Here is a 20,893-nt window from a genome sequence, read left to right as displayed (position 1 = left end):
TCGCCACTGGCGACCACCCGGTAGAGTCAGTGCGATGGAGACTCCCCGCAGCACAGGGCCCTGGGCGGCGTTGTGGTCGATGATGGTCGGGTTTTTCGTGATTCTGGTGGACTCAACGATCGTTGCCGTCGCTATTCCTGCGATTTCCACCGCGTTTAACGCCACCTACAGCCAGATTATCTGGGTGAACAGTTCGTACTTGCTGGCGTACGCGGTGCCGCTGCTGATTACGGGGCGGCTCGGAGACAGGATCGGACCGCGGACCGTGTACCTGTGTGGCTTGAGCCTGTTCACGGTCGCCTCGCTGGCGTGCGGTTTGGCGACCTCGATCGAGGCTCTGATTCTTGCCCGGGCTGTGCAGGGCTTTGGCGGTGCCCTAGTGACACCGCAGACGATGTCGGTGATGCTGCGCACGTTCGCACCGCAGCAGCGGGGTGGCGCCATGGGCGTCTGGGGCGCAACGGCAGGGGTAGCGACAATCGTTGGGCCGCTGCTCGGCGGTCTCCTCGTGGACGCCTGGGGCTGGGCGTGGATCTTCATCATCAACGTCCCGGTGGGCATTGTTGGCATCGCATTGGCGTGGGTCTTCGTGCCGAGGCTTGAGCAAAATGCACGGACGTTTGACTGGGTTGGCGTCGCTCTGTCGGCTTCGGGCATGTTCTGCCTGGTGTTCGGCATCCAGGAAGGACAGACGTTTTCGTGGAGCTTCCCCATCGTTGCGCTCATTTGCGCCGGCGCCGTGTTGCTGTCGCTCTTCGTATGGTGGCAAACAAAAACCACCCGGGATCCGTTGGTGCCGTTGGAGCTGTTTTCTGACCGAAACTTTTCCCTCGCCTGCGTAGCAATTTCTACGGTTGGGTTTGCAATCTCCACCTACGTCATTCCGTGGATGATCTACGTGCAAAACGTGCAACACTACTCGCCAACCCAAGCAGCGTTGCTCCTGCTTCCCGCGGGATTGATTTCTGGATGCTTCTCGCCTTGGGTCGGCAAGCTCACCAACACGCATCAGCCCAAGCCGTTCGCGATCGCAGGGCTCTCGCTCGTCGCGGTCGCGATTGGTGCCGCGGCCTTCATTACCGACCCGAGTGTCTCCCCAATGTGGTTACTCGCGGTCTCCGTGATCAACGGGTTTGGCAACTCCATGGTGTGGGGGCCATTGTCCATGATCGCGACGCGAAACCTCGATCCGCGCCTGGCAGGGGCGGGCTCCAGCGTATATAACACCGTGCGCCAACTTGGCGCGGTCATTGGCTCTGCAGGTATCGCGGCAATGATGTCGCAGCAGCTCACGCGCCAGCTCGGGCCGGCGGCTGCCGACTTTTCCGGCGGCGGGAGCACCCAAGCGCTCCCCGACGTGCTTCACCAACCATTCGCGCAGGCGATGTCCACGTCTATGCTTCTGCCGTTGAGCCTCGTCATCGTTGGTGTACTGGTTTCCACCAGATTTGTGCGCACCCAGTCTTGGAACGATTAATCTTCCAGGGAAATCATGTACACAGGTGGCTCAATCTTGAAGTAGCCGAGGTGCTCCCAGAAAGCACGCCCTGCGTCGTTGCCTTCTGCCACCATCAGGTGCACTGCTGGGGCTTTACGTTCGCGCAGCCATTGCACGCAACCGTCGGAAAGCAAGCGCCCCACGCCGCCTCCCCGAGCGCTAGGGCGCACTCCTGTCATGTGAATCCACCCGCGGTGGCCGTCGAAACCTACGATAGTCGCACCGTCAACGACACCTTCTGCAGACTCAGCAACGAGCACCGTACTACCAGGACTTTCCATCGCAAGATCGAAATCGGTCGGCGGGTCATTCCATTCTTGGGTAATGCCAGATTCATCCCAAACATCGACGACCGCCTGGCGGTCCTCGGGGCGAGCTTCACGCAATGTGTACATAACAGGTAAGAATAAACGCTGAAAGGTAGAGCATGAAATGCGACGCAAACCCCGCACCCCAAAGAAAAACATCACGGGAACATTCCCCGTAGACACCGGCAGAGCGACCATCATCGCCGATAAACTTCGCGACGGCGGCTACACCCTCGAGCTCAACCGCGTACCAAGCTCCTACGTTGTGCTTGGCGCGCCGGAGGTGCTGACGTTCGACTACATGCAGTGGATCACGGGATTCATCAGCCCCGGCGACACCGTGCCCTCGGATTTCCGCGCGGTCCACCTCGGCGGGGCTGCGTGCACGCTGCCTGCATATTTCGCACACCGCTACCCCCAAAGCCACCAGACGGCGGTGGAAATCGATCGGAAACTCGCGCAGCTCGTACGCTGGGCATTTCATGAGAACCTCGAACCTGTCACAATCCGCTGCGCCGAAGCACGCGCGTTCACGCATGCCTGCCAGCGACGCAGCCTTGACCTCATCGTTCGCGACGTCTTCAGTGGTCCCTCCACCCCTCGCCCGCTGACCACCGTCGAGTTCTTCCGCGCTTGCGCTGCCGCCCTTCGTCCGGGTGGCATCTACATTGCGAACATCGGCGACAGGCAGCAGCTTCCAAACACCCGCGCAGAGGTTGCCGGGCTCCTCGAGGTGTTCTCTTACGCAGTGGCCGTCGCGCCGCCAGCAATGCTCGACGGCCACGAGTACGGCAACGTCATCGTCGCCGCGAGCAACGCCCCCTTAGTTTTCGACGCCACCACCGCCCCCACCGTGGCCGTGAAAGACGGTACGGCCCTGCTCACGGGCGTTTCCACCGATAGCCTTGCCCGGCGCGACTAGGCCAACTGCTGCGCTTCCGGCACCCAAAGCTTGCGGGCACCGCGGAACGTTGCGCTCACTCCGAGCAGCACCAACAATGTGAACACCGGCACAGAGACAAAGCCGTAGCCGTAGGAGCCGAAGTAGTCTTTCACCCACCCCCAGACAGCCGCACCAATTGAAAGCCCAATTGGGTAGGCCATCCCCAGCGTGCCCCAAATTTTCGAGAACTCTTTCTGACCAAACGAGTGCTCTGCGATCAGTGGTGGGGCGACGGTGCCGCTTGCAGTACCGAGGAAGATGAAGATCACGAAGAACACGTACGGCAGGAGCGTGGTCATGTATGCCCACGCCGCGGTCGCGCCGGCCGCAATCAGCAGCACGATCCACAGGGCCCGCTCCAGGCCGATTTTATCGATGAACCAGCCAAGAAACGGTTTGAACACAATCAGACAAATCGTTGCCGTGATAATGATTGTTGAAATCTCCTCTGGGCGAAGCTCCACACCCCACGGCTTGCCAGAAAGATAGTTCACGAAGTGTTGCGTCATCCCGTAGATCGCGCCCAACAACAGCAATGAGGCCGCCAGTACGTAGAACCAGATGCTGCCAAAAGCCTCCCGCTGCGTCATTCCCGGCTCGTTACCAGTTTTCGTGGTCACTTCATCTGCCGGTGCCACCTCCGCACCGTACGGGCGTAGGCCGAGATCCTCAGGGTTGCTGCGGATCAGGAACAACGCCGGTCCCGTTGTCAGCACAACCATTGCGACGGCCATAATCACCATCGAGGTCCGCCATCCAACGGTCCTCAGCAGGATCGGCACTACTACGCCGAGGATCACACCGCCCACTCCTGTTCCCGCCAGGACGATGCCCAACACGGTTCCTCGTTTAGCCACAAACCAGCGATTGATAACGACGATCGGGACGTACTGCAGCGAAAGCCCCACGCCGATACCAATGACGATTCCGGCTGCATAAAACCACCACAGAGATTGTGCGGCGGAAAAGACAACCAAGCCACCCGCAGCAATGAGACCACCAAGGACCAACAAGCCAGGCGCCTTGATTCGGTCAATGAGCATGCCAGCCACCGGCATTGACGCCGCGGAAGCGAAGCCATACAAAGTGAAATAAATCATGAACGCACCTGCACGGGTCCCAGGAAAGTCCCCGAGCACCGCCGGTGTAAAGAAACTCAGACCAGTCAGCGTTATTGAAAACGCCACCTCTACCAGCAAGGCACCGATAATGACCATCAGGTGACGTGCCGGGATTTTCCCAGCGGATTGAATATGCCCTTCAGTCGCAGCCATGTCCGCTACTCCCTCGCAGTCAAAAGAGAATTTGAATGGACTTAGTGTACGTCCGCCTCCGACACAATTGGCGTTTTTGGGTTCTGTGACAGAGGGCTGGCAGGGGGCTAAGGTAACAACTCTGTTACTTCCGGGAGAAAGGGCTGATCTTTGAACCATTTTCGCGCCATGTTCACGATGGCACCCGCACGACGGGACCACATCCCGGCGTTTCGCACAGCCGCCGGGGTAGCCATCCCACTACTGCTGTTGCTGTGGATCGGCCGTTTCGACCTCGCCATCTACGCCAACTTCGGCGCGTTCACCGGTGTCTACGGACGCCACGAAACCCGTCAGGACAGGGCACGGCACCAGCTCCTTGCTGGTACCGCCATCGTGGTCGCGATCGCAATTGGCGCGACGATGTCCTGGACCCACACCAACCAATGGCTCATTATGCTCATCTCTGCCGTCGCGTCCTCGGTGTGGGCGACCATCGCGCTGTGGTCAGGTACACGCCCAACCGGGTCCGTCTTCGTACTCTTCGCAATCGCCGCGGTGGGGTCCCTTGCCCACCCGGCACACCCACTGATCGCTACAGCAGTCGCTGCTGCGACGGCCGGTCTTTGCTTTGGGCTCGGGAGAATATCGCACCTCATAGGGGAAGGTCCCAATGTGCGTGAACCGCGAGGGGAGGAAGTGGGCGTCGATAAGCAGGCGCTGAAGCGAGAGGCAGCGCGATTCTTCCTCGCTCCCCTGCTCGCTGGAACGATCGGCATCATCTCCGTCGCTCTCATTGACCCGCTGTCGCACTTCTACTGGGCGATGGTCGCTGCGGTAGTGCCGCTGGTCAACAACCGCTACCGCGTGCAGTACTTTCGTGCCTTGCAACGTATGCTCGGCACCCTTTCCGGCATTCTCGTCGCCGGGTTCCTCCTCTCGCACCACATGCAGGAATGGCAGTTCGTGATATGGATCATCATCCTGCAGTTCTTGACCGAAACCTATGTCACCCGCAACTACACGCTGGCAGCGAGCTTCATCACCCCGACCGCCCTGCTGATGATCCAAGCCGTCGAACCTGCCCCCGTCGCGCCAATGCTCCTTGCGCGCAGTGCGGAAACCATCCTCGGTGCCGCGTCAGCACTCGTAATTATCGCCATCGGATACACGAAAACGAACCCGCACCTGGTGCGACAACGCTTCAACGTTGCTGCGCCGAAGTCTCAAGCTCCTAAGGCTCGAACCGATACTCTGACCCAAACCGCGGCTGATACAGCGCCGCATACTCCACATCCACAGCCCTGAAGTGTGGCGATGTCACTTCAGCAAGTGCCTGGATATAGTCCCCTACGATCGCCTTCGGCAGGCGCAGCCCCATCGTTAGGTGCGGAATCCACCGAGCACCACGGCCATCGGGATTGAGCTCGTTGAGCTCCCGCGCTGCTCGCTCAAGCTCGTCCGGGCCCTGCAGCAGCCACGCCACCGTCTGCTTCGACTTCGTCCCGAACACCACCGTGCCTACCCTGTCCAGACGCGCAGGCAATAACTGGGGCAGGAGTTCCCCTGCTCGGGCGATCACCTTTCGAGCCATCTGAGGAGCGAACGTCACTGACACGTGCGGGCGCTGCTGCTGAACGGGAAATCCGCGCTGCGCCAGCTCCTCATAAATCTTGCGAATCTCCTGCTCCTGCGTCTTCGGCAAGCGCAGCAAAATGTTCTCCGGGGACATACGACCTCACTCGTTGATGTCTTTCAGGTCCACGATAACGTCGGGGTTGCCGAACGCCTTGCGGACACGCTCGAGGGCATCGGGAAGGCTCAGCCCGTCGGCGGCAGCGCTTAAGATCACGTCTTGTAGGTCGCCTCCTCGGCCCCAATCTTTGTAGTCATCAAACCCATATCCAGTGCCGGTGAGCACTTTGTCATCGTTGAGCTTCAGCGCCATGACACCGTTTCCAACCCGCCACATCCACCCCGTCCCTAGGCAAGGCTCACTGGTTTTCGCTTTGCAACATGGCGTCGGAATCATCTCGAGACCCATGTACCGGTAGCGATCATCACTGTCATTGCTTGCCATGTTCGTCGAGCGCCTCCACCCTCAAGTGATTGTCTGCCACGTCTCAACGTACCAAACCGCCAGAAAGTTCGTTCATTTGTTCGAATCGTGCCGATCTGTGTCGGCGGGGGTTGATAGGGTGAGAGCAACTCACGAAAAGAGGGGGCATGACCAGCACAATCACCCGATGCGTCAACGATATTTCGGCAGCGCTGCGCACGTTAAGTGAGCTTTTCGCCGACCCCTCCGCCCTCACATTCAGTGATATCCGGCACGAAATGGAACGCCTCGAGGAGCAATTCAAAAAGAAGGCAACTATCGACGCCGCGTTCGCCTTCATCGCCGAGCGCGAAGAAGCTGGCCGAATTGTCGGCGCTAACTACCCCAACGCGTACCTCCAGCAGTGCCTCGACCTGTCAAAGGGCGAAGCCTACAACCGCCTTGAACGCGGCCGACTCCTCTTCGGCCAGCCGCCAGCACCTAGCATTCCCCCGGCCAGCGAGGAAAGCACCGAGGAGCTTTTCGCTCGCACCCATGAAGTGGAGCAGCAGCAGGCAACTGCCAGAAGAACGTCTTCCCAGGTTAGTGCAGAGAAGCAAAACATCATCCGGCGCGAACTCGACAAGTTGCTCAAAGCTGGCGTGGACGAACGCACCCGCATCTACTCCGCAGCCATGACCGAGGGCTTACGTCGCAACCCCGAAGACCTCCGGCAGTTCGTTCGCCGCGCAGTCAGCGACGTCAACCGGAAACACGCCCCACATACCAACCCTAATGCCGGGTATGAAAATCGTGGCATGTCCATTGGTCGTCGCAAATCGGATGGCACTGTAGACATCTACATCAACGCTACGGCTGGAGATGCCGCCCTGATCAAAGCGCACACAGACAAGGGCCTCGCGCCAAACTCCAACCTTCCAGCAGCGATGCACGACGAAGTGGACTCCCGCACCCGGCAGCAACGTCGGTTCGACCAGTTCTTCGCCATTTTCAAACAACACGAGCAATCGCACCAGAAGGCGAACGGCGGCGCTGCCTCGGTGGTCATTGCACTTACTCTCGACGACCTCGCCGACGGCGATGCTTCCATGCTTTACGGCACCAACACCGGCATCGAAGTCGACTGTTTCGATCTTGTACGCCTCGGCATGGACGGAACTACAGACTTCCTCCTCCAAGTGGACGGCGTCACCTCAGTACCACTGTGGATGGGGAGAACCACCCGGCTCGCATCGGTCGAACAGCGAATCGCAATGTTCGCCATCCAAGGAGTATGCTCCTGGCTCGGCTGCACCACCCCTATGTCAGAATGTGAGGCACATCATATCCTCGCCTGGATAAAGGGCGGACACACCGATATCGAAAACCTCACTGGTCTTTGCCGCGAGCACCACAGATACAACAACGACAACAGAGACGGCTCCTTTAACAAGGACTACATGGATTTCGACCCGCAAACAGGCAAAGCGGGATACCGAAAGCACCCGTCCGATCCAATGAAATTCAACCAATCGGTGCCTGCGAAACACTCGGCAGTCAGCAGAATCTACGCCGCAAAAGGCAGGTGCAACTGCGTACGGACCGGAGAGCGTGACCCCGCCTTGTATCCGCCAGGCCTCTCACCTCCCGTTACGGCTCCACTATCTCAAAGCGCCTAGGGTCGGAGGCATGAAGATCTTTACCGTCGGCCATTCAAACCTCGAGTTTGACCAATTCGTGGGCATGCTCGAGGCTTCCGGCGTGCGTGCAGTCGTGGACGTGCGCAAGCTTCCCGGCTCCAGGAAGTACCCCTGGTTCAACGACGATCAACTTGCCCAACACTTACCTGGGCACGGCATCGAATACTCCCGAAACGAAGGGCTCACCGGGCGGCGCAACGTGTCCAAAACAGTCCCCTTCGAGGTGAACGGCAACTGGCGCAACCGAAGCTTTCACAACTACGCGGACCACGCCCTTGGCGACGAATTCGCACAGTCACTCCAAGCGCTCAGGGAACAAGCCAGGACATACCCAACAGTAATCATGTGCTCAGAGGCAGTCTGGTGGCGTTGCCACCGACGCATCATCGCCGACCACCTCCTGGCCCACGGCGACAACGTGCAGCACATCATGGGAATGACGCAGCATGGCCCCACCCTAAGTGCAGCGAAGCTTAACGACGGAGCTGTCGTCGGCGAGGATAAGAAAGTACGCTACCCGGAGCAAGAGACCAAGTAGCACGTTTCAACTACCCACCGCTGCCCCCGTTCCCATTTCCGCAGTACGCGCCCATTTTTAGCTAGAGGGGCGCTAACCTCTCAAAAGCCTCCCAAAATGCATTGATTGAACAGGTGGCAAACTCTTCGCTTCAATGTCAGTTCAGTGCGTTTGAAATAGTTCAGTATTGACTGTATAGTTCAGCACATGCTGACTATTGCTTCGCGCCTCGATGTCATGAACCGGCTCGGCCGGGCCATGGCGGATCCGACGCGCTCCAGAATCCTGATGACCCTACTCGACGGCCCGAGCTACCCGGCTGTGCTTTCGCGCGACCTGGACTTGACCCGCTCGAACGTCTCGAACCACCTGACCTGCTTGCGTGACTGCGGCATCGTCGTCGCCGAGCCGGAGGGTCGCAAGACACGCTACGAAATCGCCGATCCGCACCTCGCGACAGCGCTCAACGCGCTAGTGAACGCGACGTTGGCTGTCGACGAGAATGCCCCGTGCATCGACCCTGAGTGCTCGGTGCCCGGCTGCGACGAGAAAGGAACGGACGCATGAGTTCAGCGTGTGGATGCGAACACGAACCAACCACGGAAATCGAAGATCTCGATCGGCCATGGTGGAAGGACCCCGAGTTGCTACTGCCGATCTTCTCCGGCGTAGCCCTCTGCATAGGTCTGGCGCTGGGCTGGTCCGGGCTAGAGGCACCCGCGACAGTACTGTTCTGGGTCGGCCTACTGTTGGGGGCGTATACGTTCGCGCCCGGCGCTACCCGGAACCTTGTCACGAAGCGCAAGCTCGGCATTGGCTTGCTGATGACAATCAGCGCGGTCGGCGCGGTAATCCTCGGTTACGTCGGAGAGGCCGCGGCGCTAGCGTTCCTGTACTCGATCGCCGAGGCGCTGGAGGACAAGGCGATGGACCGGGCCCAGAGTGGACTGCGAGCACTGTTGAAATTGGTACCACAGACCGCGACGGTGCAGCGCGACGGTACGGCGGTCGAAGTCGCAGCGAAGGACCTCGTGGTTGGCGAGCTGATGCTCGTTCGCCCCGGGGAGCGGATCGCCACGGACGGCATCATTCGTTCCGGACGCTCCAGCCTTGACACCTCAGCGATCACCGGAGAATCCATTCCGGAGGAGGTCGCACCGGGCGACGAGGTGCCCGCGGGAGCGATCAACTCCGCCGGTGTGCTGGAGGTCGAGACGACCGCAGCTGGAACTGACAACTCGCTGACCACACTCGTGGACCTGGTCGAGCAGGCACAGGCGGAAAAGGGCGACCGCGCCCGGATCGCCGACCGGATTGCCCGACCCCTAGTGCCCGGGGTGATGATCCTGGCGGTGCTGGTCGGCGTGATTGGCTCGCTGCTGGGCGACCCCGAGACGTGGATCACCCGTGCGTTGGTGGTTCTGGTCGCAGCGTCGCCGTGCGCGTTGGCAATCTCCGTGCCGCTGACGGTCGTGGCCGCGATCGGCGCGGCCAGCCAGTTCGGCGTGGTCATCAAGTCCGGCGCGGCGTTCGAGCGGCTCGGCGGCATCCGTCACCTGGCGGTGGACAAGACCGGAACCCTTACCCGCAACCAGCCCGAGGTTACCGGGGTGGTCCCGGCGGACGGATTCGATCGGGCCCAGGTGCTTTCCTTCGCAGCGGCAGTTGAGCAGCAATCGACGCACCCCCTCGCCGCGGCGATCGCGGCAGCGGCGCCCGAAGCACCCGCCGCCTCGGACATCAGCGAGGAAGCCGGTCATGGCATCGGCGGCACCGTCGAAGGTCGACGGGTGCTGGTGGGCAGCCCCCGGTGGATCGACGCCGGGCCACTGAAGGCAGACGTTGAGCGCATGGAGTCCGAAGGTCAGACCTGCGTCCTGGTCACCGTCGATGACACCCTCGCCGGAGCGATCGGGGTCCGCGACGAGCTGCGTCCCGAGGTTCCCGAAGCTGTGCAGACCCTGCACGCTAACGACGTGAAGGTGAGCATGCTCACCGGCGACAACACTCGCACCGCCCGGGCGCTAGCTGAGATCGCCGGGATCGACGATGTGCGCGCCGAGCTACGCCCAGAGGACAAGGCAAGCATCGTCGCCGAACTCTCCTCCAAGACACCGACGGCCATGATCGGCGACGGCATCAACGATGCTCCGGCACTGGCGGGCGCAACGGTGGGTATAGCGATGGGAGCGACCGGCTCTGACGCCGCGATCGAGTCCGCTGACGTCGCCTTCACCGGCCACGACCTCCGGCTGATCCCTCAGGCACTGCAACACGCCCGCCGAGGCAGCAGGATCATCAACCAGAACATCGTGCTGTCTCTGGCTATCATCATCGTGTTGATGCCGCTGGCGATCAGCGGCGTGCTGGGCTTGGCCGCCGTCGTATTGGTTCACGAGGTCGCCGAAGTCATCGTGATCTTGAACGGCCTGCGGGCTGCACAAGCGAAGCGCTGAGCCACACTTTCGTCCAGCGCGCTGGCTCCCCAACGCGGATCTTAGAAGGATCGTTCTGCTCAGGGACCAAGCGTCATCTCAAAACTTTTGATGCCGAGCTTTATCGACACGGCCCGCAACAACCTGGGCAGTGTGTTTGGCAAAAGGCCCCACACCCATCAGCGTTGCCGAGCCGTCGCCGGTCCAGTTGCCATAACCGACTAGATGCAGATTCTTCACCGCGGCTTCGCGGCCGCGCATGAGGTGGCGGAATGGACCGAGGGTTGGGCGAAAACCAGTGCACCAGATCAGGTGGTCGTGGTCCAGCTCGTTCAAGCTATCGAAGATGGGGGTAGCGGTGAGCTGACCGGAGTTGCGGAGCTCACGTAGATGAGGCAATGCGACAATGTCCCCGAGGTTCGGGTCGGCATCGCCACCGAGAATCCGGCGGCGGCTGCGGAGAAAGAGATCGCGACCATCGACATCATCAGGCATCCAGCGCGGTTGCTCACGTGTGAACCATGTGACCTCCGACGTCCCGATGAGGTCCGCGGCGATCTGAGCACCCGAGTTCGCCCCACCGACCACCGCAACTTTCGCATCGCGGAATGGTTCGGGACCAGGGTAGGTCGACGAATGCCACTGGCGTCCGTGAAAAGTGCCGGGATAGTAGGGCACGAAGGGCGCGGACCACGTGCCTGTGGCAGCGACAACGTGTTCCGCCGTGAATTGACCGGCGGTCGAATCTAGGGTGAACGTCCCTCCCTCGTGGGACGCGCTTCGAACGTGCACTGGGCGCCTCACCGGGAGGTCGTACCGTTTTTCGTAGCTTTCCAGATAGTCGATGACATGACTTGCAGGCGGGTACCCCGGGTAGTGCGGCATGGGCCAGCCGGGCAGATTGGAGAATTCCGCGGCGGAGAAAAGCGTCAATGACGGCCACGTATGCAACCACGCTCCACCAGGTTCCTCCTGGTTGTCTAGGACCAAGAAGTCCACTTCGTAGCGTCGCAGGTAGTACGACGTGGCTAGGCCGGACTGGCCACCACCGACGACGATCGCCGTATGATGCTCAGCCAATCGATCATCCCTCCAGAATCTCCCGGAAGCGCCACTCAGTGTCGTTTCTCATCGGGCTCATGCCCGCCCAGGTGTGTCTCCGCGAGTTCACCAACGCGGGAGCTTGTCAATGGTAATCAACGATCTCCACCTTAATACCCCGCGTTACACGTTGAACTTGAGCTCGACGACGTGTCGTTTGTAAATAACCATTCCGCGAAAGACAGTAGGTATATCCAGAGAAGTACCGCAGGATGCGGCCATGACGCTACCGCTCCGGGAACCTCTAGCAACTCAGGTAGCAACAGGGCACGGTGTGGTGTCTGCTGCGCGGTTTCGTAAAAATACGCAAAAAAGACGTGGTGCTCGCTGGTCATCGCATAGGCGCGACAACACTAGACCTAACCAAACCGTGACCTTTGCTCCAGCAAGAGTTGGAAGGATCACTGCTCCGTTTCTAACCCCACTGCGGGTTGCCCACGTCCACGCCTTCGGCCGCCGCGTGGGCGGTGACCAGCTCGAGCAGGTAGTCCTGCGCGCCGCCGTAGGCTTCGTGGAAGCATGCGTCGTCAACGTACATGCGCGCGAGGATGAGCTGACGAGCCGGGGACGCCTCGTACCACTGGGCGATGCTTGCGCGGTGGCGCTCCACCAGTGCTGCGGCTTCCTCAGAGCCGGGATCCACGCCGGAATCGCGTGCGGCGATCAGATCCGCGGCGAGCGCTTCCTGTTCTTCCTGCAAGCGTTTGAAGTCACCTTCGCCCATTTGAGCGAGCTTTTTCTGGGACTGCGCCCACTCCGGGGTATCACCCCAGCGCTGCTCAGCCTCCTCCTGGTAGGCGGGCATATCTTCGCCGAGGTACTTCTTCATTGCGTCCATGTCGATCGATCCTTTCGTTGCGTTGTCAATGAGGTGCTGGACCGATGTGAGTTGGGCGTCGAGCGTGCGCCGTCGAGAAGCGAGTGCTTCTTGGTGGTGTTTGAGGGCGCGGGTGCGGGCGGCTCCAGAGGCGTCGAGAAGCTGCGCGATCTGCGCAAGCGGCACGTCGACTCCACGGTAGAGGGCGATGGCCACGCCGCGCTCTAGGTCCGCCTCGCTGTAAACGCGGTGATCGGCCCACGTGCGCGCGGGTGTGATGAGGCCGAGCGCCTCTCAGTGACACAGCGCCTCGGTGGAAACGTCGAGGGCCTCCGCGGCTTCGCCGATCGTGTATTTGATACCATCTACCATGGTTACGATTGAACAGCTTACCGCAGGGGCAAGTGCAAGTTGGGAGCATTAATGGACGAAATCCGCGTGGGCGACGCCGAGCGTTCGGAAGCGCTGGACCGGCTGGGCACACTGTTCGCAGACGGTTACCTGGACGTGGGAGAGTTCGAAGAACGCACAGGTCAGGCCGCAGTTGCGCGCACGCGCGGGGAGCTTTCCATGCTTTTCGACGACCTCCCGACCGAACCGGCCTCACTGGAGAAGCGGACGCCGTCCGAGCTAGAGCTAGATGAGAAACTCTCGGCGAAGCGGAAGCTGGACACCGCGATCTACACCACCCTCATCGGCGGTTTGGCGGTATTTTTTGTGCTGCGGCTTGGGTTCGACCTGGACTACGCCTGGGTGGTGTGGCCGGTGATGGGCATGCTCGCGGTCGGTTGGTACACCGTCTTCGACATCTCCGACGAGGAGGACGAGATTCTCGAGGACTTGTTAGAGAAGGAACGTTCCGATCGTGCCGAGCGGTTGAAACTCGCCGCCGAGCGACGCAAGGAGCTTGGGAAGTAGCCGAGAATTCCTGCGCGCTCCGATTAGAATGGGAGCATACGTTTTCGTCGCGCGGTCGCGCTTGTTGTAGCTAGTTCTGTCGGGGTGGTTACGGGTTGCGCCGGAGGTGGCGTGCCGAGACCGTGGTGGTCACTTCCACGCAGTGGGTGGACCCGGATTCGGGCGCGGTTGTGGAGTCTACGGAGGTTGCAGAGCCTGGCGGGGAGGCTGAGACGTCGGCGGGTACTGCGGAGTGACGAACCCGATTCGTGCTCGCCATATCACCGCGTACGCGAACGAAATTCATGACATTATTAGTGCGTTTGCGCAGCATTTGTGGATGAGCGTGGAGGACGCAGAGCGTCTCCAGGTCCAAGGATGGCGTCAATCTGTGGTGTCGCTAGCGGGCGACACCATCGATGCCGCGAACCGCGCCCGCCAATCGGCGGTGGGTCAAGCGCAAAAGCCACCGAGAAAATTCGCGACATGAACGACGACCCGCTGCTTGCAAAGGCCGCAGAAATCGAAGCGCGACGGGAGCGGGAGGAGCAAAAAGCGCTCGAGTCGACCGGCGACGAAGATCAATCTGCGACCGAAACCCGCACAACGCGACGCGGTTTACGTTTCCGTCGAGACGAGAAGAAAGCATAGAGGTTTTCTCCACGAGATAGGTAGCAGTTATGTTCCTGAGAATCCGTTTGAGCAGCGAGGAAGCATCATTCGTAACGAAGCTTGCGCGCGCTGAGGGCGTAACTGTTTCCGAGTTTTGCCCGAGCCGTCATCGCGGAAAGAATCGAAGATCTTCAGGATCTGCAGGAACTTCGCTCAGCCGTCGAGATCGACTCCGGTAGGAAGTTCACGATGGATGAGATTTACCGGGAGATCGGTCGCTGAGACTTACGTTGGAACTGGGCTGCGGTCTGGGTTGGTTGACGCAGGACGCAAGAAGGTAGTGTGGGCGGCATGCAGAACCTGACCCTCGCGCCTGGCCCGGGGATCCCCGGTGGCCTCGTCGTCGCCGCGGCGGACCTGTCGGAGCGGTTCGCGAAGGCATCGGGCCCGGGCGGCCAAGGCGTCAACACCACCGACAGTAAGGTGCAGCTGTCCATCGACATCGCGGAATGCGCATCGCTTTCCGACGCCCAGCGTCGCCGCGCCCTCCACAACCTCGAACACCGCCTGGACGGCACGGTACTCACCGTGAGCGCATCGACGCAGCGGTCGCAGGTCCGCAACCGTGCCGAGGCGCGGGAACGCATGGCCATCTTGTTGCGCGAGGCTCTCGCCCCACCGCCTCCCCCGCGGCGGAAAACGAAGCCGACGCGCGGCTCGGTGCGGCGCCGTCTCGAAGCGAAAAAGCGGCGCTCGGAACTCAAGTCCACGCGTCGGCGGCCCCAAATTCCCTAGTTCGAACCATCCGCGTGCATATCCTCACGCTGACGGACCTGGTTCGGGTAACTGCTACGCCGAGACAGCGTGAACCGGCAGAATCCTCTCGATCTCGGCGAGGATTTTGTCTTCTGCCACATCCAGGTCGTACTGGGTCTGTAACCCGAGCCAGAACTGGGGGCTCATTCCGAAGAACTTAGCCAAGCGAAGAGCAGTGTCCGCGGTTACAGCGCGCTTACCGTGAACAATTTCGTTGATCCGGCGGGGCGGAACGCCGATGGAGACTGCGAGCTTGTGCTGGGTGATCCCCATTTCCTTGAGAAAGTCCTCCATGAGGATCTCACCGGGGTGAATCGGAGGGAGCTTGTCAGTGGTAGTCAACGATCTCAACCTCCTCTGGCCCCGCGGCGGACCACCGAAAACAGATCCGCCACTGGTCGTCGATTCGAATGCTGAACTGACCCCGCCGATCACCTTTCAACGCCTCAAGCCGGTTCCCCGGGGGAATCCGTAACTCATCAAGAGTCTGCGCGTACCCAAGCTGGCGAAGCTTGCGCAGCGCTACTGAGTGAATGCGGGAATCGATCGAGCGAACTCGCTCTCGATTCCACAGACGTTCAGTGTCCTTGTCAGCGAACGACTGGATCATGCTTCACCCTATCCCCCATAACGCGAAGCGTCAATAACGCTACACGTTAAATTTGAACTCGACGGATTGTCGAAAGAATATAACCTCCCCCTAGCCGCCAAGCCCTTTTACCGTATTACGATTACGTGCATGAAAACTATCAACGGGAAGCTAGTCAGCGAAGAGCAAATCGATGCGTGGGTAACCGAAGCCGAGAAAGGCTACGACGTAGAGACACTTCGTCGACGTGGAAGGAAACCTCGAAACGAAGATGCTGCGAAGGTTATCTCCATTCGGCTTTCCCCGGCGAGATATCGGACCTCGACAAGTTTGCGGCTGAAAACGGATGGTCACGCTCTCAGGCAATCCGCGAAGCGCTAAAGAATGCTATTTAGAAATGGACGTACGCCGAAGCGCCACGAAACACGGCTTCTAGCCAGACGACTCCGTTACTGCCGCGACTTCAGGCTGCGTTTTTAAGACCCCACTCGATGAGGAACACCCTCAAAGGGAACTGCGCCTCGGGTTCGACGGCTCAATGAGACTACTCGAGATCGTCGTACTCATCTGGGATGACGGCACCGAAACGATCATTCACTCCATGAAGGCACGCAAACAGTACCGCGCCCTGCTCGACTAGGCACGAATATCTTTGAAGAAACCCGGTGTGCTTACGGGATACAGCAATCATGCGCTCGCCAAGGCATTGCAAGTGTCTCAAAACTCGGCGAGTTTTGGTTCGCCGCAACCGGTTGCGAAATCGCCGCGGATTACGGCGATTTTGTGATGGTTGATTCCATCCCGGCGCCGGGATTGGTGTGGACTGTCATGCAGGACCCGGAAGGCAACGAGTTCTGCGTGAGTATCCCCGGGGCCTAGCTACACATTGAACTTGAACTCGACCACGTTACGAATCGGATCAACCTCTCCCGCCAGGAGACATTGGCTCCAATGAAACCCGCGGCCCTTTCGAGCGCTATCGGTTATAACCGCTCTGAATCCGTTATGGCCTCACTGATGCCGTACGCGCCAAGCTCTAAGAGAGAGTCCAAAACGTCGAGCAACTCCGCTCGGTGGGTACGATCCCGGCACTGCGCTAGCCCACGCACCACCAGTTCACTGATGTAATGCGCATCTCCAGCTGCGCCGGTGCGAATGTCCGCGGCATCGTGCCCGAAGACATCGACGAACCGTTTTGCAGCTCTCAAGACCAGTTCATCGACCTTATCCGGCGCGTACTGTAGCGTGACCAGCAACTGGGGCGTGGCGTGTTCGTAAGCCGGCGAGTCGATCAAAGCCGCGAGTAGTTTAACGAATGGCTGGAGCGGTTGCTCGCGGAGGTGAAGCGCCACAGTAGCCGCTTCCTTACGCACCCCATCCGCCTCGTCGTTCATAAGCCGGGTTAGGGTCGCCGTGGCCAGTTGGACATTCGAAGTGCGATCGACACACTGAACACAGGTTTCAGCGATGCCCTTTCGGGCGTGAAAGTCTCCCGACAGCGCTTGTTTCATAAGATCGGGGCGGTCCCATTCCATCGCCGCGAACGCCGCGACGGCGCCACCAGCCTCACGAGCTTCGGCATCATCCGATGCCAACATGCGCTGAATTACCGGATCTATAACCTCGGGATTCACGTTGCCGATGTAGACCATCAAATGCTGAACAGATCCGGCGGCGAGGAGACGATCGTCAGTATTGATCAGGGTTGAGAACGCCCTCATGACCTCTGGGCGAGCATGCCGTAGCGCGGCGGCGAGGGTGTAGGCAACGCACGAACGGACACTGAGTACCGGATCGCCGGCCATCGCGTTGAGATATGGCGCGACCAGTGCAGTTCTCTTGCCGTCACTGTCGGTAACCAAAAGATCGCCGAGAGCTTCGGCCAAACTCCCTCGTGCCGTGTTGATGCCGTTCAATTGCATATCCACGGCACTTGGTGCGTCCGTTCCATCCCGAACGATCACAGGAGAACAATCGGCCGGATCCAGCGCGTGCACAGCGCTGTCTCTAATCAGTTCGACCAGTTCAAGCGGCACTTCGCGGTAGTATTTTTGTAGCGCCATCCCGAGCCACCGATCATTTTCTGCCTGTCCCAGCGAAGCAATGTGACGGACAGCGTCGAAGATCAGCGGCGCGGTGCTATCGCTCGCATCGGCCTCGCCAAAGCCCCTAAGCATCGCACCGGAGTAAGCCGCATTGAACTCTGGGGACAGCCGCAGCGCCAGCCTAGCGAAGCGCTCGGGGTTTGCGGCTACTTGATTGCCCAGCACGCTGGACAATTCATGGGCTCCGCCGGTGAAGGTCGCCCAATTCGTCTTGTCAGTGTCATACTTTGACATAGCCCTCAGCCACTGTGAATCGCTCATTTTCTTTGCGGCACCAAGTCCGATCGGCGAACCGATGGAACCACCGGTAATTCCCTGTGGCTCTGCGGGGGCGTCCTCCCCAAACTTCCGTCGATATTCCCCGAGGAGTCGTTGACCGACCGTAGTAAGCCGCGCTTCTTCCAGGGCGGATAGAAACGTGAAAGCCGAGCGTCCCGAGCCGCAGTTACTCCCCCACTCGCAGGGCAAATCTCGAAACAACTTCTCGAGCCGCTGGTGAATTTCGTCGGACACGTGTGGTGCAATCGCCAGGACAAGCTCCCGTGCAACCCATAGGGAATCGGAGATATAGCCGCAACGGAGACGACGTCCGCCTTCGAGCAAGAGACTCGCCGCCCACCCGGCAAAATGCTCTGCGCCCGCTGACAATGCTCGGTAGAGCAAGAATTGCGATCCGTCGTAGGGATCGGAAGCCAGTTCCTCGAGAAGGAACCGGATCTCCTCAGGGGCGCTCTTTGCCACACTCTCCAGCGCTCGGACCGACGCCGCCAGCAGGATGCCATCAAGCCGGTAGCTGCCGAGGTCATCGTCCTTGATGCGAAAGCTGAAGTGCAGATCGCGAATCAGGCCGTCGACGCCAGGCTCGATCGCGGTCCTCGCCATGACTCGTCGGAGATACGGCACCGTGACCAGCACGAATGCCAACGGTTCAGCATGTGCGGTATACCTAACGAGTTCGGCGGCGCTGTACTCTCGCATGCCGAGCACAGTCACCTTGCCTTCCTCGTTAAGCGTCAGGGCATCCCCGTGATCGATCAGCCGAGCCTGCAACAACTCGATCGCCCAAAGTGGTTCGTGCTTAGGCAGGTTGTGCATCGTTAGCCAAAGTTCATGCTGTGCCCCATCGTAGGCGCCTTCGCGAACTCCTTCGAGCACCAAATCGAACAAATCTCGGTTCTGAAAGACATCCGAAAAACGGCTGACCCAACGCAACCAGCGGTGATATTCCGGCTGGGCCTTGCGGTCCCCTAACAGCTTTGCGATCGATACCGGGTGCTCTTTGACCGCACTAGCCATCATATTCAACGCGTGATTCCGCATACCCTCGTTCGGGCCATCGAGCCAAGCAGCAATCTGACCATCCTCAAGGAATCGCCTGAACCACTGTGGTCTACTCAACTGCTGCCAGAGCCGGTCTTCAAAGCTCGGATGTCCCGCGGCGATCCGGACCATCACTTCGGCATCGGCAGTCGTCGGCGCAAGAAGATTAGCTACGACGGCAAGGACTGTCTCCTTTATGTGAAATCGGATGTCGTTAGCGGTAAGTACTGATTCGACCTCGGTATGGAAACGATCCGGCGCTCGCTCGTAGAGATGTTGCAGGATCTGGCGAACCTGGGCACGTCGAAAAAGTGCCTGCTCGTCACGGAGAAGGAAGTCAACGAGTGACTCCCCGCGTGACACCCACAGACGTGCGAAGGCGTAGTCGAAAAACGTTTCATGGAAGAACGCGATGCGACCGCCGTCTTGCGCAAGCAAGTGTTCTGAAACGAGGACGTTGGCGTCTTCAATAAGGTCCTCATCGTCCAGAATCTCGATTGGGACAGACAGCGCTTGCAGATCGCTTGCAGCGTTGGCGATCCGACTGACCACGTCGTTGAATCTGACATTCACTCGCCGCGAACGCACTGCTTGTCGCTTGCGCTCCCAAAACGCTTCAAAGAGCGATCCGCGCGAATGGAAGGCCAGCGCGTCAGCCTGAGTCGAAATCGTTTGCAGGAGTACAAGGTGCAGCGGCGTCTGCAAAAGGGCTAGTTGTGATGGATTTAACCGCGCTAGGTCGAGTCCCATTCTTGTCACTGCCGCTTCGACTTCCTCCTTCGACAATCGGTCGACTTCCACCGTTGTTACCTCGGTACGAGACGCAAATGCGCGGATACGGTGATCATTATCGATGTCGAACTGGCGACATGCCATAACAACACGGATTCCGCACACTGACAGTGCTTCGTCGATGAGATCCATAACGACATCGAAACTCTCCGGCATACGTCCGGAGGCAAGACTCACCGCGTCGAGTTGGTCGATAATCAGGAAGGCGTCGCGATCGTCAGCCGCCCTCGCCAAAGCGACTGCGGGAGAGACTTCGAACCCGAACTGATGCCCCAACTCGACAGTCGACGCGAACGGACCACATCGGTCCAATCGTAGCGCCAGCACCTCGGCACCAGCCGATTCAAGAGCGGCAGCAGTTTGTTCGAGAACGGAACTCTTCCCACCTCCCGCCGTACCTGCGACGAGCCCGATCCGATATTTATCAAGCGCCTCCACTAGGTGGGCGGCCTCTGCACGCTTAATCGGTGGTTGCAAGAGTTCACGTTCAACGGACTGACGCCAGCTTTTCGTGATCTTAAACACCTGCTGGTGCGACGTCAGATGCGACCCAGGTTCCAGTGGCTTGATGCCCCTTTGAGCGAGAAGAGCAAAAAGTTCAGTTCGAGTCAACCGCTTACCGAGGTTGTCGAGAAGGATATCCCCTATAGCAAGAGATATGAGGTCGCCGCTAGCTCCCCTCAGACTGCACACAGCAAGCATACTGTTCGTGCGGACGATGTCGAGTTCATCTTGAACTAAGAACCGCATTCCGCGAAGTGTGTTCCAGGCCACTTGGGGATTGCCCAGGATTTCGGCCGCCGCCAATTGGTTAAAGACCGGTGTTAGCTCTTTAGAAAGCCAGCAGTCGGTGAAACTCGTTAGATCATCTGACTTGCGAGCACGATCGGACAATTCTTGTAAGGGCCGGCACGGCACCAGGGAGACAAAATGGTAACTTCGGCCCGCCGCCACATGCTCCGCAGCCGCCTCGAAGATCTTTTGATCGGCGAGAGCCTTGACTGTCCAACTGTTACTAGTGCCGTTCTGTCGTTTTAACTGGTGCACTTCGGTAACGAGACCGTCGTCGTAAGTGAACTCGGAACCTCGATTTAGCTCGGCGTCGATGTCTTCCGCAGTCAACGCCCGTCTATCGTCGACGATGCAATATAA

At 59.7% G+C, this 20,893-nt stretch carries 21 protein-coding genes; 12 read left to right on the top strand and 9 right to left on the bottom strand.

What is annotated here, in order from left to right:
- Positions 1 to 34: 34 nt before the first annotated feature.
- Positions 35 to 1,477, top strand: a complete 1,443-nt coding sequence (locus KBP54_RS04330; RefSeq protein ID WP_256000408.1) for a DHA2 family efflux MFS transporter permease subunit — start codon at positions 35 to 37, stop codon at positions 1,475 to 1,477.
- On the opposite strand, the gene KBP54_RS04325 is transcribed toward KBP54_RS04330, so the two are convergent.
- The gene (locus KBP54_RS04325; protein WP_071573323.1) at positions 1,474 to 1,893 is read right to left on the bottom strand and encodes a GNAT family N-acetyltransferase; all 420 of its coding nucleotides are present in this window, start codon (positions 1,891 to 1,893) and stop codon (positions 1,474 to 1,476) included. The genes KBP54_RS04330 and KBP54_RS04325 overlap by 4 nt on opposite strands.
- A 37-nt stretch (positions 1,894 to 1,930) precedes the next feature.
- On the opposite strand from KBP54_RS04325, the gene KBP54_RS04320 reads away from it, so the two are divergent.
- A complete protein-coding gene (locus KBP54_RS04320) occupies positions 1,931 to 2,728 on the top strand; it encodes a spermidine synthase (protein WP_256006422.1) in 798 nt (265 codons plus the stop codon).
- Here KBP54_RS04320 and KBP54_RS04315 read toward each other — a convergent pair.
- Complete coding sequence (locus KBP54_RS04315) at positions 2,725 to 4,023, bottom strand: MFS transporter (protein WP_256006421.1); 1,299 nt, start codon at positions 4,021 to 4,023, stop codon at positions 2,725 to 2,727. The genes KBP54_RS04320 and KBP54_RS04315 overlap by 4 nt on opposite strands.
- Positions 4,024 to 4,173: 150 nt before the next feature.
- Here KBP54_RS04315 and KBP54_RS04310 point away from each other — a divergent pair, with 150 nt between their 5' ends.
- A complete protein-coding gene (locus KBP54_RS04310; RefSeq protein WP_256006419.1) occupies positions 4,174 to 5,310 on the top strand; it encodes an FUSC family protein in 1,137 nt (378 codons plus the stop codon).
- Here KBP54_RS04310 and KBP54_RS04305 read toward each other — a convergent pair.
- Together KBP54_RS04305 and KBP54_RS04300 are read right to left on the bottom strand one after the other, a co-directional pair.
- Entirely contained in the window at positions 5,237 to 5,734 is a 498-nt protein-coding gene (locus tag KBP54_RS04305) for a 2'-5' RNA ligase family protein (protein ID WP_256006417.1), read from the bottom strand. The genes KBP54_RS04310 and KBP54_RS04305 overlap by 74 nt on opposite strands.
- A gap of 6 nt (positions 5,735 to 5,740) precedes the next feature.
- Positions 5,741 to 6,082 (bottom strand): hypothetical protein, encoded by a 342-nt coding sequence (locus KBP54_RS04300; RefSeq protein WP_143000855.1) that lies wholly within the window; start codon positions 6,080 to 6,082, stop codon positions 5,741 to 5,743.
- Between the two features lie 146 nt (positions 6,083 to 6,228).
- On the opposite strand from KBP54_RS04300, the gene KBP54_RS04295 reads away from it, so the two are divergent.
- The 4 genes from KBP54_RS04295 (at position 6,229) to KBP54_RS04280 (ending at position 10,713) form a co-directional block, all read left to right on the top strand.
- Positions 6,229 to 7,719, top strand: a complete 1,491-nt coding sequence (locus KBP54_RS04295) for an HNH endonuclease signature motif containing protein (RefSeq protein WP_256006415.1) — start codon at positions 6,229 to 6,231, stop codon at positions 7,717 to 7,719.
- A 10-nt stretch (positions 7,720 to 7,729) separates the two neighbouring features.
- Positions 7,730 to 8,278 (top strand): DUF488 domain-containing protein, encoded by a 549-nt coding sequence (locus KBP54_RS04290; protein WP_070976217.1) that lies wholly within the window; start codon positions 7,730 to 7,732, stop codon positions 8,276 to 8,278.
- Between the two features lie 186 nt (positions 8,279 to 8,464).
- A complete protein-coding gene (gene cmtR, locus KBP54_RS04285) occupies positions 8,465 to 8,824 on the top strand; it encodes a Cd(II)/Pb(II)-sensing metalloregulatory transcriptional regulator CmtR (RefSeq protein WP_070362728.1) in 360 nt (119 codons plus the stop codon).
- Positions 8,821 to 10,713 carry a heavy metal translocating P-type ATPase gene (locus KBP54_RS04280; protein WP_070479384.1) on the top strand — a complete coding sequence of 631 codons (1,893 nt, stop codon included), beginning with the start codon at positions 8,821 to 8,823 and terminating at the stop codon, positions 10,711 to 10,713. The genes cmtR and KBP54_RS04280 overlap by 4 nt, the downstream gene beginning before the upstream one ends.
- A 78-nt stretch (positions 10,714 to 10,791) precedes the next feature.
- Here the strand turns inward: KBP54_RS04280 and KBP54_RS04275 are convergent, their stop codons facing one another.
- Both KBP54_RS04275 and KBP54_RS04270 read right to left on the bottom strand, forming a co-directional pair.
- Entirely contained in the window at positions 10,792 to 11,772 is a 981-nt protein-coding gene (locus KBP54_RS04275; RefSeq protein WP_070976216.1) for an NAD(P)-binding domain-containing protein, read from the bottom strand.
- A gap of 436 nt (positions 11,773 to 12,208) precedes the next feature.
- Positions 12,209 to 12,826, bottom strand: a complete 618-nt coding sequence (locus tag KBP54_RS04270; RefSeq protein WP_255366163.1) for a TipAS antibiotic-recognition domain-containing protein — start codon at positions 12,824 to 12,826, stop codon at positions 12,209 to 12,211.
- Between the two features lie 207 nt (positions 12,827 to 13,033).
- Between KBP54_RS04270 and KBP54_RS04265 the strand changes: the two genes are divergently transcribed.
- The 4 genes from KBP54_RS04265 to arfB all read left to right on the top strand — a co-directional run bounded on the left by KBP54_RS04265 (position 13,034) and on the right by arfB (position 14,914).
- The gene (locus KBP54_RS04265) at positions 13,034 to 13,528 is read left to right on the top strand and encodes a DUF1707 SHOCT-like domain-containing protein (RefSeq protein ID WP_070976214.1); all 495 of its coding nucleotides are present in this window, start codon (positions 13,034 to 13,036) and stop codon (positions 13,526 to 13,528) included.
- Between the two features lie 232 nt (positions 13,529 to 13,760).
- The gene (locus KBP54_RS04260) at positions 13,761 to 13,997 is read left to right on the top strand and encodes a hypothetical protein (RefSeq protein ID WP_256006412.1); all 237 of its coding nucleotides are present in this window, start codon (positions 13,761 to 13,763) and stop codon (positions 13,995 to 13,997) included.
- On the top strand, positions 13,994 to 14,158 hold the full coding sequence (locus tag KBP54_RS04255) for a hypothetical protein (RefSeq protein ID WP_255366162.1): 165 nt from the start codon (positions 13,994 to 13,996) through the stop codon (positions 14,156 to 14,158). Before KBP54_RS04260 ends, KBP54_RS04255 begins: the two co-directional genes overlap by 4 nt.
- A gap of 312 nt (positions 14,159 to 14,470) precedes the next feature.
- Positions 14,471 to 14,914, top strand: a complete 444-nt coding sequence (gene arfB / locus KBP54_RS04250; RefSeq protein WP_070976455.1) for an alternative ribosome rescue aminoacyl-tRNA hydrolase ArfB — start codon at positions 14,471 to 14,473, stop codon at positions 14,912 to 14,914.
- 54 nt (positions 14,915 to 14,968) lie between these two features.
- Here arfB and KBP54_RS04245 read toward each other — a convergent pair whose 3' ends face one another.
- Both KBP54_RS04245 and KBP54_RS04240 read right to left on the bottom strand, forming a co-directional pair.
- Positions 14,969 to 15,229: a HigA family addiction module antitoxin gene (locus tag KBP54_RS04245; protein WP_070976454.1), complete on the bottom strand. Its 261-nt coding sequence runs from the start codon at positions 15,227 to 15,229 to the stop codon at positions 14,969 to 14,971.
- 34 nt (positions 15,230 to 15,263) lie between these two features.
- Positions 15,264 to 15,545, bottom strand: a complete 282-nt coding sequence (locus KBP54_RS04240) for a type II toxin-antitoxin system RelE/ParE family toxin (RefSeq protein ID WP_070976212.1) — start codon at positions 15,543 to 15,545, stop codon at positions 15,264 to 15,266.
- Positions 15,546 to 15,674: 129 nt separating this feature from the next.
- On the opposite strand from KBP54_RS04240, the gene KBP54_RS04235 reads away from it, so the two are divergent.
- Positions 15,675 to 15,905, top strand: coding sequence for a CopG family transcriptional regulator (locus tag KBP54_RS04235; protein WP_255366161.1), 231 nt, complete (start codon positions 15,675 to 15,677; stop codon positions 15,903 to 15,905).
- A 602-nt stretch (positions 15,906 to 16,507) separates the two neighbouring features.
- Here KBP54_RS04235 and KBP54_RS04230 read toward each other — a convergent pair.
- Positions 16,508 to 20,863, bottom strand: coding sequence for an NACHT domain-containing protein (locus tag KBP54_RS04230; protein ID WP_256000399.1), 4,356 nt, complete (start codon positions 20,861 to 20,863; stop codon positions 16,508 to 16,510).
- Positions 20,864 to 20,893: the final 30 nt, after the last annotated feature.

The organism is Corynebacterium pseudogenitalium, assembly GCF_024453815.1.
GTDB lineage: Bacteria > Actinomycetota > Actinomycetes > Mycobacteriales > Mycobacteriaceae > Corynebacterium > Corynebacterium pseudogenitalium.
This window is presented reverse-complemented; position numbering and strand designations above follow the sequence as displayed.